The 14,330-nt window shown below is 66.3% G+C and carries 14 protein-coding genes; 13 read left to right on the top strand and 1 reads right to left on the bottom strand.

The features are described from left to right. Positions 1-158 precede the first annotated feature (158 nt). A complete protein-coding gene (locus G5A07_RS04590; RefSeq protein WP_010485292.1) occupies positions 159-488 on the top strand; it encodes a hypothetical protein in 330 nt (109 codons plus the stop codon). On the opposite strand, the gene G5A07_RS04585 is transcribed toward G5A07_RS04590, so the two are convergent. Continuing rightward, positions 482-886, bottom strand: a complete 405-nt coding sequence (locus tag G5A07_RS04585) for a hypothetical protein (protein WP_019337817.1) — start codon at positions 884-886, stop codon at positions 482-484. The genes G5A07_RS04590 and G5A07_RS04585 overlap by 7 nt on opposite strands. 194 nt (positions 887-1,080) lie before the next feature. Between G5A07_RS04585 and moaA the strand changes: the two genes are divergently transcribed. From moaA to narI, 12 genes are all read left to right on the top strand, one after another. After that, a complete protein-coding gene (gene moaA, locus G5A07_RS04580; RefSeq protein ID WP_010485296.1) occupies positions 1,081-2,061 on the top strand; it encodes a GTP 3',8-cyclase MoaA in 981 nt (326 codons plus the stop codon). A gap of 8 nt (positions 2,062-2,069) precedes the next feature. Then, positions 2,070-3,068 (top strand): bifunctional molybdenum cofactor biosynthesis protein MoaC/MoaB, encoded by a 999-nt coding sequence (moaCB, locus tag G5A07_RS04575; protein WP_054171908.1) that lies wholly within the window; start codon positions 2,070-2,072, stop codon positions 3,066-3,068. Then, a complete protein-coding gene (gene glp, locus G5A07_RS04570) occupies positions 3,065-4,318 on the top strand; it encodes a gephyrin-like molybdotransferase Glp (protein ID WP_191862929.1) in 1,254 nt (417 codons plus the stop codon). Before moaCB ends, glp begins: the two co-directional genes overlap by 4 nt. After that, on the top strand, positions 4,318-4,578 hold the full coding sequence (locus tag G5A07_RS04565; RefSeq protein WP_019659891.1) for a MoaD/ThiS family protein: 261 nt from the start codon (positions 4,318-4,320) through the stop codon (positions 4,576-4,578). Before glp ends, G5A07_RS04565 begins: the two co-directional genes overlap by 1 nt. A 3-nt stretch (positions 4,579-4,581) precedes the next feature. Further along, positions 4,582-5,082 carry a molybdenum cofactor biosynthesis protein MoaE gene (locus G5A07_RS04560; protein ID WP_019659890.1) on the top strand — a complete coding sequence of 167 codons (501 nt, stop codon included), beginning with the start codon at positions 4,582-4,584 and terminating at the stop codon, positions 5,080-5,082. A gap of 36 nt (positions 5,083-5,118) precedes the next feature. Then, on the top strand, positions 5,119-5,661 hold the full coding sequence (locus tag G5A07_RS04555; RefSeq protein ID WP_019659889.1) for a molybdenum cofactor guanylyltransferase: 543 nt from the start codon (positions 5,119-5,121) through the stop codon (positions 5,659-5,661). Further along, positions 5,658-6,023, top strand: coding sequence for a hypothetical protein (locus G5A07_RS04550; protein WP_010485308.1), 366 nt, complete (start codon positions 5,658-5,660; stop codon positions 6,021-6,023). The genes G5A07_RS04555 and G5A07_RS04550 overlap by 4 nt, the downstream gene beginning before the upstream one ends. Positions 6,024-6,167: 144 nt before the next feature. After that, the gene (locus tag G5A07_RS04545; protein ID WP_191862928.1) at positions 6,168-7,586 is read left to right on the top strand and encodes a NarK family nitrate/nitrite MFS transporter; all 1,419 of its coding nucleotides are present in this window, start codon (positions 6,168-6,170) and stop codon (positions 7,584-7,586) included. Positions 7,587-7,658: 72 nt separating this feature from the next. After that, a complete protein-coding gene (locus G5A07_RS04540) occupies positions 7,659-11,402 on the top strand; it encodes a nitrate reductase subunit alpha (RefSeq protein WP_019337809.1) in 3,744 nt (1,247 codons plus the stop codon). Next, the gene (gene narH, locus G5A07_RS04535; RefSeq protein WP_019659887.1) at positions 11,402-12,946 is read left to right on the top strand and encodes a nitrate reductase subunit beta; all 1,545 of its coding nucleotides are present in this window, start codon (positions 11,402-11,404) and stop codon (positions 12,944-12,946) included. Before G5A07_RS04540 ends, narH begins: the two co-directional genes overlap by 1 nt. Beyond that, positions 12,946-13,626: a nitrate reductase molybdenum cofactor assembly chaperone gene (narJ, locus tag G5A07_RS04530; RefSeq protein WP_010485312.1), complete on the top strand. Its 681-nt coding sequence runs from the start codon at positions 12,946-12,948 to the stop codon at positions 13,624-13,626. Before narH ends, narJ begins: the two co-directional genes overlap by 1 nt. Next, a complete protein-coding gene (gene narI, locus G5A07_RS04525) occupies positions 13,623-14,330 on the top strand; it encodes a respiratory nitrate reductase subunit gamma (RefSeq protein WP_010485313.1) in 708 nt (235 codons plus the stop codon). Before narJ ends, narI begins: the two co-directional genes overlap by 4 nt.

The raw sequence follows: 14,330 nt of genomic DNA, 5'->3' as shown, positions 1-14,330 counted from the left end.
GGACCGGTAGCGCCGGGCCACGCCCGGCGAGCCGACGGCGCATGAACATGGAGGATTCCGCCGGGCATGGCCCGGCGCTACCGATTCCGTTGTTCCTTGACGTTCCCAGCCACCAAGCGCAGGCTTGTTCAGCACGTTTCCTAAACAGAAGGAGACTTATGACCGCGACCGCTTCGCTGCACCCAACCCCCGACACTCAGGGCCGTTCCCGCCTTTGGAGTGTTTTCTGGCTGCAGGGCGTCATTCCCAGCAATATTCTGTGGGCGGTGGCCCTCTGGGCCCTGGCCAACCAGCGCACCCCGCTGCTGCTGGGGGTATTTGCCGTGCTGCTGCTCTATACCGGCTGGATCATCCCGGCGGTCTGGCGGGCGGCGCCCGCCGCGCACAACCCCAACCTGGGCGTGGCGGCGCGCGGGCTGACCGTGGCCTGGGGGCTGAACACTGTGCTGGTGATCTTCTTTCTGACCCTGCAGCTGGTGGCTCAATAGAACTGAACAGGCTCGCCGCCCCGGTCGAAGGCGGCGAAGCGGCCGATCTGACCGTCGTGGATGGCGTTGACCATCAGCTTCAGCGGGCGCGCGGCTTCGTCGCTGTTGGGTGCGAAACCACCTCTGCCATCCAGTGCCGCCACGAACACCAGGTCCCAGTCGATGCCGGTGGTGGTCGACTCGGCCGCCAGCGCCTGGAAGCTGGGCACCTCGTCCGGCAGCTTGTCCACGCACAGCACCGGCGACAGGGTGCCGCCCTCGCGGCGGTCATGCCGGTCGCGCTGGTCACCGGTGGGCGATTCGGGCAGCTCGGCGCGCACGAATACGAACAGCAAGCGTTGCGGTTCAGCCTGCTGGCCGGCGGCATGCAGCAGTTGCTGGAAATCGTTCATCATCATGAGGGTTGTCACACGCCCGCTGCACGGAAAGCCGCATGCTGCCATAACGCCTGCCGCGCGGGGCCGAAGACGATTGATTTAAGTCATGCCCATGGAACTGAAGGCCGCGTACTCTGGCAATCGTTCCAGCAGGCGAGGGTATCCGGGCCGTTCCGGGCACAGGCAAGACGGTGGAGCAACAAGGTGGACCAGCCATGAGCCAACTCACCGACGGTTTCGGACGCAGCTTTCCGTACCTGCGCCTGTCGTTGACCGAAGCCTGCAACTTCCGTTGCAGCTACTGCCTGCCCAACGGTTACCAGGCCGATGGCCGCCCGCGCTTCCTGCAGGTGGATGAAATCGCGCGTCTGGTGCGTGCGTTTGCCGCGCTGGGCATGAGCAAGATCCGCCTGACGGGTGGCGAGCCCAGCCTGCGCAAGGACCTGGATGAGATCATCGCCACCGTGGCGGCGGTGCCGGGCATCCGCAAGGTGGCCATCACCACCAACGGCACGCTGCTGCCGCGGCGCCTGCCGGGGTGGCACCGCGCCGGCCTGACCGCGCTGAACGTGAGCATGGACAGCCTGCAGCGCGAACGCTTCAGGACCATCACCGGGCATGACCGCCTGCCGGAGATCGAACAGGGCCTGGCCTTGGCGCAGGCGCTGGGCCTGCCGGCGATCAAGCTCAACGCGGTGCTGCTGCGTGGCCTGAACGACGACGAGCTGCCGCAGTGGATGGACTACCTGCGCGATCGTCCCTTCAGCGTGCGCTTCATCGAACTGATGCGCACCGGCGACAACGAAGCCTATTTCCAGCGCCACCACCTGCGCGCCGACGTGGTGATCGAGCAGCTGCTGGCGGCTGGCTGGCACGAACGGCCGCGCGCCGCCGATGCCGGTCCGGCGCGCGAGTTCGGCCACCCTGACCATCGCGGCAGCATCGGCATCATCGCCCCGTATTCACGCGACTTCTGCAAGGGCTGCAACCGCCTGCGGGTGACCGCCAAGGGCGACCTGCGGCTGTGCCTGTTCGGCGAGTTCGGCGTGCCGCTGCGCCCGCTGCTGCAGAGCGACGATGACCATGACGCACTCCTGGCACGCATCACCACACAGCTTGGCCTGAAAGCGGCCGGGCATGGACTGCACCAGGGCCAGACCGGGCTGACCCCGCACCTGGCCTCCATCGGAGGATGAGCAACACGATGAGTGGGGAATTGAATGCGGCCTTCCATATGGCCGATGTCCGCAACAAGCGCATCACCCGCCGACGTGCGGTGGCGGTGGGCGAGCTGCATGCCGGTCCAGTGGCCTATCCGCTGATCGTCGAGCGCCGCCTGCCCAAGGGCGATGCGCTGGTGATGGCCGAGATTGCCGGCCTGCAGGGCGCCAAGATGGCCTCGATGCTGATGCCGCTGTGCCATCCGCTGCCGCTGGAACTGGTGCAGGTGTTCTGCGCGCCGGTACCGGAACGGCAGGCGATCCGCGTGTGGTGCGAGTGCGCCAGCGAGGCGCGCACCGGCGTGGAGATGGAGGCACTGGCCGGCGTCAACGCGGCGCTGCTTACCCTGTACGACCTGAGCAAGCCGGTGGAACCGGCCCTGCGCATCGAAGGCATCCGCCTGCTGTTCAAGGAAGGCGGCAAGCGCGGTGTCTGGCTGCACCCCGACGGCATGGACGATGCCGAGCGCACGCGTTTCAAGCCGCGTGCGCCGAAGGGCCTGGAGGGCGCGGCCTGCGCGGTGATCACGCTGAGCGATCGCGCCAGCGACGGTACCTATGAGGATATCTCTGGCCCGACCCTGGTGACCGGCCTGAAAAAGCTGGGCGGCGAGGTGGTGGCCGCTGAGGTGTTGCCCGATGGCATCGAGCCATTGGCGGGCCGCCTGCAGGCCTTGGCCGCCGAGGGCGTGCGCCTGTGCCTGTGTACCGGTGGTACCGGGCTGGGCCCGCGTGACCTGACCCCGGAGGCGCTGCGTTCCCTGAACGCGCGGCCGGTACATGGCCTGGCGCAGATGGTGCGGGCACTGAGTGCACAGCACACGCCGATGGCCTGGCTGAGCCGCGCCGAGGTGGTGCAGCTGGGCAACATGCTGGTGTTCGCGCTGCCCGGCAGCCCGAAGGCGGCGGCGCAGTGCCTGGACATCCTGGCGCCGGTACTGGGCCACGCCCTGGCGATGGTCGAGGGGGATGGCCACGCATGATCCCCTACAGCGAAGCCCTGCAGCACTTGCTGGACGCGGCCACGCCGCTGCCGGCCGAGCATCTGCCGCTGCATGAGGCCGCGGGCCGCACGGTGGCCCGTGACATCCACAGCGGGCAGTCGTTGCCGCCGTTCGACAATTCGGCGATGGACGGCTTCGCGCTGCGCGCCAACGGCGCGACGTTCGAAGCTGGTACCGAGTTCGCTGTGCAGGGCTGGCAGGCAGCAGGCGATGCCGGCGCCGAAGGCGGCGAGGGTGCCTGGGAAATCATGACCGGTGCGCGCATGCCGGTCGGGCTGGATACGGTGGTGCCGGTCGAGAATGTGGAGATCCTCGCCAGCGAGGAGGGACGCCCGACCCGCATTGCCCTGAAGGGCACGGTAAAGCCGGGCCAGAATGTGCGCCTGCGTGGCGAGGATGTGAGCGACGGCGAGCGCGTGCTGCAGGCCGGGCAGGTGCTGGACATCAACGCGCGCGCCTTGCTGCATGCGATCGGCGTGGGCGAGGTGGCGGTGGTGGCGCGGCCAAAGGCGGCGGTGATTGCTACCGGCAAGGAGCTGGTGACCGAGGCGGCGCAGCCGCTGGCATCCGGGCAGATTCGTGACAGCAACCGGCCGTATCTGGTCGGCCGCCTGCAGGCCGCCGGTGCCGAGGTGGTCTGGCAGGGCACGGTGGGCGATGAGGTGGCGGCGTTCAACGCGGTCCTGGATGAAGCGCTGGAAGCGGGTGCGCAGCTGTTGATCAGCACAGGCGCGGTGTCGGCCGGCCGCTACGATTTCATTCCCGACGCGCTTCGCGGCCGGGGTGCGCGCATCGTGTTCCACAAGGTGGCAATCCGCCCGGGCAAGCCGTTGCTGTTTGCAGTGCTGCCCAACGGCGCGCTGTATTTCGGCCTGCCGGGCAATCCGGTCTCCGCTGCCGTGGGCCAGCGCTTCTTCATCGAGCCAGTGCTGCGCCGCCTGCTGGGGCTGGCACCGGAGCCGGTGCTGACGTTGCCGCTGCAGGCCGACGTGCGCACGCCGCCGGGCCTGCGCTTCCACGCGCGGGCGCGGGTGGAAGTGGATGCGCAGGGTCGCCTGAGTGCGCGCGTGCTGGCCGGGCAGGAGTCGTTCCGTTTGATGTCCATGCTGCAGGCCAACGCCTGGGTGGTGCTGGAGGCTGAGGGTGACCTGGCCAGCGCCGGCACCTACGTGCGCGTGCAGGGCTGGGGTCACCACGAACCGGTGCAGCTGGTGAGCCAGGAGTCATGATGAAACAGGTGAATCTGCAGTTGTTCGGTGCATTTTCCGATCTGGATGCCAGCCGCGAGATTGCCGTGGATGTGGCCGGTGGCACCGTGGCCGATCTGCGCCAGGCGCTGCGCGAGCTGCTGCCGCTGCGTTGGCCGGGATTCCGTGCCGGCCTGCTGGATTATTCGGCGTTCGCCGACCAGCAACGCGTGCTGCGCGACCACGAGGCGCTGCCCGAGGATGGCCGTGTGGCGATCCTGCCCCCGGTGAGCGGGGGCTGAGCGATGAGCGAGAAGATCATCGCGAAGGTGGTGGACCGCGCGCAGGCGGCGATCGATCCGGCCGAAGGCATCGCGGCGGTATCCGATCCGGGCTTCGGTGGCATCGATGTGTTCATCGGCAAGGTGCGCGACGTCAACATCGGCCGGCCGGTGACCGGGATCACCTACGACCTGTTCGAGCCGCTGGTGTTGAACGAGTTCAAGCGGTTGGCCGCCGAGGTCGAGGCGACGTTTGGCCCGAAGCTGATACTGTATGTGGCCCATGCCAAGGGCCGGTTGGGCATTGGTGATGTGGCGGTGGTGGTGGCCGCCGGCAGCCCGCACCGGGACGAGGCGTTCCGCGCCTGCCGGCAGTTGATCGAGGTGGTCAAGCACCAGTGCCCGATCTGGAAGCAGGAGCATTACGAGGACGGCGACAGCGCGTGGAGCGAGGGTTGCAGCCTGTGTCACGTGGACAGCGAACCCGGACATGCCGATGACCATGCGCATGATCATCAACATTGATGCCGACGCAGCCACGCATGGCGTGGCTCTACTGCGATGAGCATCAACGGCATCGTACTGGCCGGTGGCCTGTCCAGCCGGATGGGTCGCGACAAGGCACTGCTGCCGTGGCAGGGCCGCACGCTGCTGGAACACATGCGTGGCCTGTTGATGCAGGCTGGCGCCGAACGGGTATGGGTAAGCGGTGACTATCCGACCTTCGGTGGCATCCCCGATCAGGTTGCGCGCTGCGGCCCACTGGGAGGGTTGCACAGCGTGATGCAGCAGATGCCCGACAGCCCGGCCTGGGTGGTAGCGGTGGATACGCCGTTGCTGGCGCCACGGCTGCTGCAACGGCTGGCTGCCGAGGGGCGGGGCGCGTGCACGATCTTTGACGGGCATCCCTTTCCCATGCTGTTGAATGTGGACAATGCCACTCGTAGCGTGCTGGCCGCGATGCTGGATGATGCGGAAGGGCCGCGCTCTGTACAGGCGTTCCAGCGTCGCCTGCAGATGCACGTGCTGGCGCTTGAAAGCGTTGACGAAGCCTGCCTGGTCAACTGCAATACCCCCGAACAATGGGAGGATGTTGCGTCATGAAAGTGCAGTTGCAGGACCAATCGGTACGGCTTCGCCTGGATGAGGCCGAACTGGCGCGCCTGCTGGCCGGTGAATCGGTCGAGAACATGACCCGCTTCGGCGGTATCGAGGGCTGGGGCATGGCGGTGTCGCTGCATGGCGGCGATCAACCGGTACTGCTCGATGGTGGCACCTTCTGCCGCCTGGTACTGCCGCGCTCGGCAGTTGAGGCCTTGGCGGCACGGCTGCCGTGCCGGGATGGCCTGCCATTCGACATTGCCCTGGAAGATGGCAGCCAGCTTCAGCTGCAGTTCGATGTAGACGTGCGCGATAGCGTGCGCCAGCGCGGAGTCACGCGCCGCAATACCGCTTCATCGATTTGACATTTGTCAGGGGCAGGGTGGAAACCGGCTCCTGATTGATCCAGATCAACCCCGTCGTAGTTGCTGCACGGCCTAATGGCTGCATGACGACGGGTCACAACTTGAAAGCAATACCCACGTCATTCCACAGCCTTGGAGCCATGTATGACCGTCGGTAGCGATCCTGTTGTCCGCAGCACTGCCCGTCCGGGTCGCGTCATCAGCGACTGGACGCCGGAGGACCCCGGCTATTGGGAGCGCACCGGCAAGCGGGTTGCCACCCGCAACCTGGTCATTTCGATCCCCTCGCTGCTGCTGGCCTTCTCGGTCTGGGTGCTGTTCTCGGCGGTGTCGATCAGCCTGCCGAAGATCGGCTTCAACTTCAGTACCGACCAGCTGTTCTGGCTGGTGGCGCTGCCCAGCCTGTCCGGCGCAACCCTGCGCATCTTCTATTCGTTCGTGATCCCGATCTTCGGCGGCCGCCGCTGGACCGCGCTGTCCACCGCGTCGCTGCTGGCGCCGACGCTCTGGCTCGGCTTTGCGGTGCAGGACCCGGCCACGCCGTACTGGGTGTTCGTGGCCATCGCGATCCTGTGTGGCTTCGGCGGCGCGAACTTCTCGTCGTCGATGTCCAACATCTCCTTCTTCTACCCCAAGCAGAAGCAGGGCCTGGCGCTGGGCCTGAACGCCGGCCTGGGCAATGTGGGCGTGTCGGTGGCGCAGGCGGTGATCCCGCTGGTCATCACCGTAGGCGTGTTCGGTGCGCTGGGTGGTGCACCGCAGCCCGCGGTGGAGGGTGGGGCACCGCTGTTCCTGCAGAACGCCGGCTTCATCTGGGTGCCGGCCATCGCGCTGTGCGCCATCGCGGCCTGGTTCGGCATGAACGACCTGACCAGCGCCCGCTCGTCGTTCTCCGAGCAGGCGGTGATCTTCCGCCGCAAGCACAACTGGCTGATGTGCTGGTTGTACATCGGCACCTTCGGTTCCTACATCGGTTTCTCGGCCGGCTTCCCGATGCTGGTGAAGAGCCAGTTCCCGGACGTGAACCCGCTGGCCTACGCCTTCATCGGCCCGCTGCTGGGCGCGCTGATGCGTTCGGTGGGCGGCAGCATGGCCGACCGCTGGGGTGGCGCCCGCCTGACCTTCTGGGTGTTCGCGCTGATGATCGCGGCGGTGTTCGGCGTGCTGCACTTCCTGCCCAGCCATGGCCAGGGCGGCAACTTCCATGGCTTCCTGCTCAGCTTCATGGCGCTGTTCGTGCTCAGTGGCATCGGCAACGGCACCACCTTCCGCATGATCCCGGTGATCTTCCGCACCCTGCATGAGCGCTGGTCGGCCAACGACAACGCCGAGGGCAAGGCCACGGCCGCACACCAGGCCAGCATCGAGTCGGCCGCGGTGGTCGGTTTCTCCGGTGCGATCGGTGCCTACGGCGGTTTCTTCATTCCCAAGAGCTACGGCTCGTCCATTACGTTGACCGGCAGCCCCGACATGGCGCTGTACGGATTCGTTGTTTTCTATGTCACCTGCCTGGCCGTGGCCTGGTGGTGGTACTACCGGCGCGGTGCCGAGACACCCTGCTGACGACATGAAAACGCACCGCAGCCAGATGACACACACAGCCACGATGCCGATGTCCGCAAAGGGAGATCCCCGATGAGTTATTTCCTCGATCGCTTGCAGTTCTTCAAGCGTGACCCCCAGACCTTTGCCGATGGCCATGGTTTTGCCAAGAGCGAGGGCCGCGACTGGGAAAACAGTTACCGCGCCCGCTGGCAGTACGACAAGATCGTACGTTCCACACACGGCGTGAACTGCACCGGCTCCTGCAGCTGGAAGATCTACGTCAAGAACGGCCTGGTCACCTGGGAAACCCAGCAGACCGATTACCCGCGCACGCGCCCGGACCTGCCCAACCATGAACCACGTGGCTGCCCGCGTGGCGCCAGCTATTCCTGGTACCTGTACAGCGCCAACCGGCTGAAGTACCCGCTGATCCGCGGCACGCTGCTGCGCCTGTGGCGCGAAGCCCGCAAGAGCAAGGCCCCGGTCGATGCCTGGGCCAGCATCGTGGAGGACAAGGAGAAGGCGCGCTCGTACAAGACCCGCCGCGGCATGGGTGGCTTTGTGCGCCTGCAGTGGGAAGAGGCCAACGAGATCATCGCCGCCTCCAACCTGTACACGGTGAAGCAGTACGGCCCGGACCGCGTGGTCGGGTTCTCGCCGATTCCGGCGATGTCGATGGTGTCCTACGCTGCCGGTGCGCGATACCTGTCGCTGCTGGGTGGCGCCTGCCTGTCCTTCTACGACTGGTACTGCGACCTGCCGCCGGCCTCGCCGCAGATCTGGGGCGAGCAGACCGACGTGCCCGAGTCGGCCGACTGGTACAACAGCCGCTACATCATCGCCTGGGGTTCGAACGTGCCGCAGACGCGTACGCCCGATGCGCACTTCTTCACCGAGGCGCGCTACAACGGCACCAAGACGGTGGCGATCTGCCCGGACTATTCCGAGCTGGCCAAGCTGACCGACCACTGGCTGCACCCCAAGCAGGGCACCGACGCGGCGCTGGCCTTTGCCTTCGGCCATGTGATCCTGCGCGAGTTCCATGTCGATTCGCCCTCGCAGTATTTCCAGGACTACTGCCGCCAGTACTCGGACATGCCGATGCTGGTGCGCCTTGAGCGCCGCGACGATGGCCGCCTGGTGGCGGGCCGCTTCCTGCGTGCCAGTGAGCTGGGCGGGCTGGGTGAAGCCAACAACCCGGACTGGAAGACCCTGGCCTACGACGAGAACAGTGGCCAGATCGTGGTGCCCAATGGCTCCATCGGTTTCCGCTGGGGTGAAAAGGGCCGCTGGAACATCGAAGAGAAGGCCAGCAATGGCGCCGACACACGCCTGCGCCTGAGCTTGTCCGACGCCAACGACGGCATCGAGGCGGTGAGCTTCCCGTACTTCGGTGGCATTGAAAGCGACGGCTGGACTGCCGCGCCGGCCGAAGACGTACTGGACCGCAACATTCCGGTGCGCCGGCTGGTCACGGTCGACGGCGGCGAGACGCTGGTGGCCACGGTCTACGACCTGCTGCTGGCCCAGTACGGCGTGGACCGTGGCTTTGGCGGCGGCAACGTGGCATCGAGCTTCGATGACATGGTGCCGGGCACGCCGGCGTGGCAGGAGCGCATCACCGGCGTGTCGCGCGCCGAGGTGATCGAGATCGCCCGCGAGTTCGCGCGTACCGCCGACAAGACCCATGGCCGTTCGATGATCATCGTCGGCGCGGGCATGAACCACTGGTTCCACAACGACATGAACTACCGCGGCCTGATCAACATGCTGATCATGTGCGGTTGCGTGGGCCAGACCGGTGGCGGCTGGGCGCATTACGTGGGCCAGGAAAAGCTGCGCCCGCAGACCGGCTGGCAGCCGCTCGCGTTCGGGCTGGACTGGAGCAAGCCGCCGCGCCACATGAACGGCACCTCGTTCTTCTACTTCAACACCGGGCAGTGGCGCTACGAGAAGCTGCAGGTGGACGAGCTGCTGTCGCCGCTGGCCGATGCCAGCAAGTACGGCGGCAGCCTGGCTGACCTGAACCTGCGCGCGGTGCGCATGGGCTGGCTGCCGAGCACCCCGCAGCTCGACCGCAACCCGCTGCAGCTGGTACGCGAGGCCGAAGCGGCCGGCGTGGCCCCGGCGGACTACGCGCTGGGCAAGTTCAAGGACGGCTCGCTGGACTTCGCCTTCGCCGACCCGGACGCCAGCCAGAACCACCCGCGCATGATGTTCATCTGGCGCTCGAACCTGCTCGGTTCCTCGGGCAAGGGCCATGAGTACATGCTGCGGCACCTGCTGGGTACGCGCCACGGGCTGCAGGGCAAGGACCTGGGCGAAATGGGCGCAGTGAAGCCGCAGGAGGTGAAGTGGCGCGACGAGGCGCCGGAAGGCAAGCTGGACCTGCTGGTCACGCTCGACTTCCGAATGTGCACCACCGCGCTGTACTCGGACATCGTGCTGCCGACCGCGACCTGGTACGAGAAGGACGATCTCAATACCTCGGACATGCACCCCTTCATCCACCCGCTGTCCAAGGCGGTGGACCCTGCGTGGGAATCGCGCAGTGACTGGGACATCTTCAAGGAGGTGGCCCGCACCGTGAGCGAGATGGCGCCGGGCGTGCTGGGCGTGGAGAAGGACCTGGTGCTGGTGCCGACCCTGCACGACACCCCCAACGAGCTGGGCATGCCGTTCGGCGTGGCCGACTGGAAGAAGGGCGAGTGCGAGGCCATTCCGGGCCAGACCATGCCGTCGATGACGGTGGTGGAGCGTGACTACCCGAACCTGTACCGCAAGTTCACCTCGCTCGGCCCGCTGCTGGACAAGCAGGGCAACGGCGGCAAGGGCATGAGCTGGGATACCAGGCACGAGGTCGAGTTCCTCGGCAAGTTGAACCACACCGTGCACGAAGAAGGCGTAAGCCAGGGCCGCCCGGCCATCTCGACCGCGATCGACGCGGCCGAAGTGATCCTGCACCTGGCGCCGGAAACCAACGGCCATGTGGCAGTGAAGGCGTGGGAATCGCTGGGCACCTTCACCGGGCGCGAGCACACCCACCTGGCCGTGGGCAAGGAGCACGAGGCGATCCGCTTCCGTGACATCCAGGCACAGCCGCGCAAGATCATTTCCTCTCCGATCTGGTCGGGCCTGGAAGACGACAACGTCAGCTACAACGCCGGCTACACCAACGTGCACGAGCTGATTCCGTGGCGCACGGTGACCGGTCGCCAGCAGTTCTACCAGGACCACGAGTGGATGATCGACTTCGGCGAGGCCTTCATGAGCTACCGGCCGCCGGTCAACACGCGCACGGTGGAGCCGCTGCTGAACCAGCGCCCGAACGGCAACAAGGAGATCGTGCTGAACTGGATCACCCCGCACCAGAAGTGGGGCATCCACAGCACCTACAGCGACAACCTGATCATGCAGACACTGTCGCGTGGCGGCCCGATCGTGTGGATCAGCGAGGACGACGCGCGCAGTGCCGGCATCGTCGACAACGACTGGATCGAGCTGTTCAACGTCAACGGTGCGATCGCCGCCCGTGCGGTGGTCAGCCAGCGCGTGATGCCGGGCATGGCGATGATGTACCACGCCCAGGAACGCATCATCAACGTGCCGGGCTCGGAGATTTCCGGCACCCGTGGTGGTATCCACAACTCGGTGACCCGCATCGTGCTCAAGCCGACCCACATGATCGGTGGCTACGCGCAGCTGGCCTATGGCTTCAACTACTACGGCACCTGCGGTACCAACCGCGATGAGTTCGTGATCGTGCGCAAGATGGACAAGGTGGATTGGCTAGATGGCGAGGCCGTACCGGCCGCCGCCAAGGAGGTGGTGTGATGAAGGTCCGTGCACAGATCGCGATGGTGCTGAACCTGGACAAGTGCATCGGCTGCCACACCTGCTCGATCACCTGCAAGAACGTCTGGACCTCGCGCGAGGGTGTCGAGTACGCCTGGTTCAACAACGTTGAAACCAAGCCGGGCATCGGCTATCCGAAGGAATGGGAGAACCAGGAGAAGTGGAACGGCGGCTGGGTGCGTACCGGCAGCGGCAAGCTGGTGCCACGCGCTGGCGGTCGCTGGCGGATGCTGGCCAAGATCTTCGCCAACCCGGACCTGCCGCAGATCGACGATTACTACGAGCCGTTCGACTTCGACTACCAGAACCTGCACACCGCCAAGGACAGCCAGCACCAGCCGACCGCGCGGCCGCGTTCGCTGATCAGTGGCGAGCGCATGCAGAAGATCGAGTGGGGCCCCAACTGGGAGGAGATCCTCGGTTCGGAGTTCAGCAAGCGCTCGCGCGACTACAACTTCGACCAGGTGCAGAAGGAGATCTACGGCGCCTTCGAGAAGACCTTCATGATGTACCTTCCGCGTCTGTGCGAGCACTGCCTGAACCCGGCGTGCGTGTCGGCGTGCCCATCAGGCGCGATCTACAAGCGCGAGGAAGACGGCATCGTGCTGATCGACCAGGACAAGTGCCGTGGCTGGCGCATGTGCGTGTCGGCCTGCCCGTACAAGAAGATCTACTACAACTGGAAGAGCGGCAAGTCGGAGAAGTGCATCTTCTGCTATCCGCGCATCGAGATGGGTGAGCCGACCGTGTGCTCGGAAACCTGCGTGGGCCGCATCCGCTACCTGGGCGTGATGCTGTACGACGCCGATCGCATCGCCGAGGCCGCCTCGGTGCCGGCCGAGAAGGACCTGTACCAGGCCCACCTGGACATCTTCCTGGACCCGAACGATCCGGCGGTGATCGCCGCCGCGCGCAAGGAGGGCATCCCGGACAGCTGGCTGGAGTCGGCCAAGCAGTCGCCGGTGTACAAGCTGGCGATCGACTGGAAGCTGGCGCTGCCGCTGCACCCGGAATACCGCACGCTGCCGATGGTCTGGTACGTGCCGCCGCTGTCGCCGATCCAGTCCGCCGCCGAGCGTGGCCGCGTGGGCATGAGCGGCGAGCTGCCGGACGTGGCGTCGCTGCGCATTCCGATGCGCTACCTGGCCAACCTGCTGACGGCCGGTGACGAGGCGCCGGTGGTACGCGCGCTGGAGCGGCTGATGGCGATGCGTGCCTGGCGCCGGGCCAAGAACGTGGACGGCGTGGAAGATACCGCCGTGCTGGAACAGACCGGGCTGAGCATCGCCCAGGTGGAAGAGATGTACCGCTACTTGGCCATCGCCAACTACGAGGACCGTTTCGTGATTCCGACCGGCCACCGCGAGTACGCCAACGACGCCTTCGGCGAGCGCGGCGGCTGCGGCTTCACCTTCGGCAACGGCTGCAATGGTGACAGCCCGGCCGACCTGTTCGGCCAGCGCAAGACCACCACCTTCGTGGTGGACAAGGGCCCGAACCACCGCCGCAAGGAGGTGGTGTGATGAGCGTGCTCAAGCTGGTCGGGGTGCTGCTGGACTACCCCCGTGAAGAACTGTGGCAGCACGGCGAGGAACTGCTCGCCGCCTGCGACGCCCCGGCGTTGAATGCCGCCCGCCGCCAGCAGCTGCGCAGCTTCGTGCAGCAGCTGCTGGCCACCGATGCGCTGGATGCGCAGGCGGCGTGGCTGGCCAGTTTCGATCGCGGCCGCTCGATGAGCCTGCTGCTGTTCGAACACATCCATGGCGAGTCGCGCGACCGCGGCCAGGCCATGGTCGACCTGGTCGAAACCTACCGCCGCAACGGCTTCGAACTGGATGCGCGGGAGCTGCCGGACTACCTGCCATTGCTGTTGGAGTTCCTGGCCCATCGCCCCGGCAGCGAGGCCCGCGAGTGGCTGCACCACATCGGCCATATCGCCGGGATGCTGGCGGCGCGTGCCGCCGAGCGTGAGCTGCCGCACCGGGTGCTGTTCGAGATCCTGGTCGAAGCCGGTGACGGCAAGGCCGATCTGCAGGCGCTGCGCCAGCGTGCCAGCGAGGAAGTCCGCGACGATACCGCCGAGGCCATGGATCGCTTGTGGGAGGAGGAGGCGGTGCGCTTCGGCGCCGAAGCCCCCGCCGAAGACTGCAAGCCGCCCGTGCGTTCGCCGGCCCGTCCTTCGCATCGAGAGGTCCAGCCATGAGTTACTCCCTGCATCAATTCGCCTTCCAGTACTACCCGTACATCGCCGTGGCGGTGCTGCTGATCGGCAGCTGGGCCCGCTATGACAAGGCCATGTACACCTGGCGAACCGGCTCCAGCCAGATGCTGTCGGACAAGGGCATGCGGATCGGCAGCAACTGCTTCCACATCGGCATCCTGGCCATCCTCGGTGGCCATCTGGTCGGCCTGCTGACCCCGCACGCGGTGTACGAGCACTTCATCACCTCCTCGCAGAAGCAGATGCTGGCGATGGTGGTTGGTGGTGTGTTCGGCGCACTGTGCTTCATCGGCATCAGCATCCTGCTGGTACGCCGCCTGTTCAACGCGCGCGTGCGGGCCACCGGCAGCTTCGGTGACACCCTGGTACTGGTGCTGCTGTTCGCGCAGCTGTGCCTGGGCCTGTACAGCATCCGCATCTCGTCCGGGCACCTGGACGGTGGGGTGATGGTGCAGCTGGCCGAGTGGGCGCAGCACATCGTGACCTTCCGTGCCGGTGCTGCTGATTACATCGAAGGCGTCAGCTGGGTCTACAAGATGCATATCTTCCTGGGCCTGACCCTGTTCCTGATCGCGCCGTTCACCCGCCTGGTGCACGTGTGGAGCATTCCGATCAGCTACCTGTGGAGGCCCTACCAGGTGGTGCGCCGCCGCCAGGCCACGCTGCGCTACGGTCCGCGGGAGTAA

The sequence above is a fragment of the Stenotrophomonas sp. AS012628 genome (genome assembly GCF_010608305.1).
GTDB lineage: Bacteria > Pseudomonadota > Gammaproteobacteria > Xanthomonadales > Xanthomonadaceae > Stenotrophomonas > Stenotrophomonas geniculata.
The sequence above is the reverse complement of the archived record's forward strand: the minus strand, read 5'-3'. Positions and strand labels throughout refer to the sequence as shown.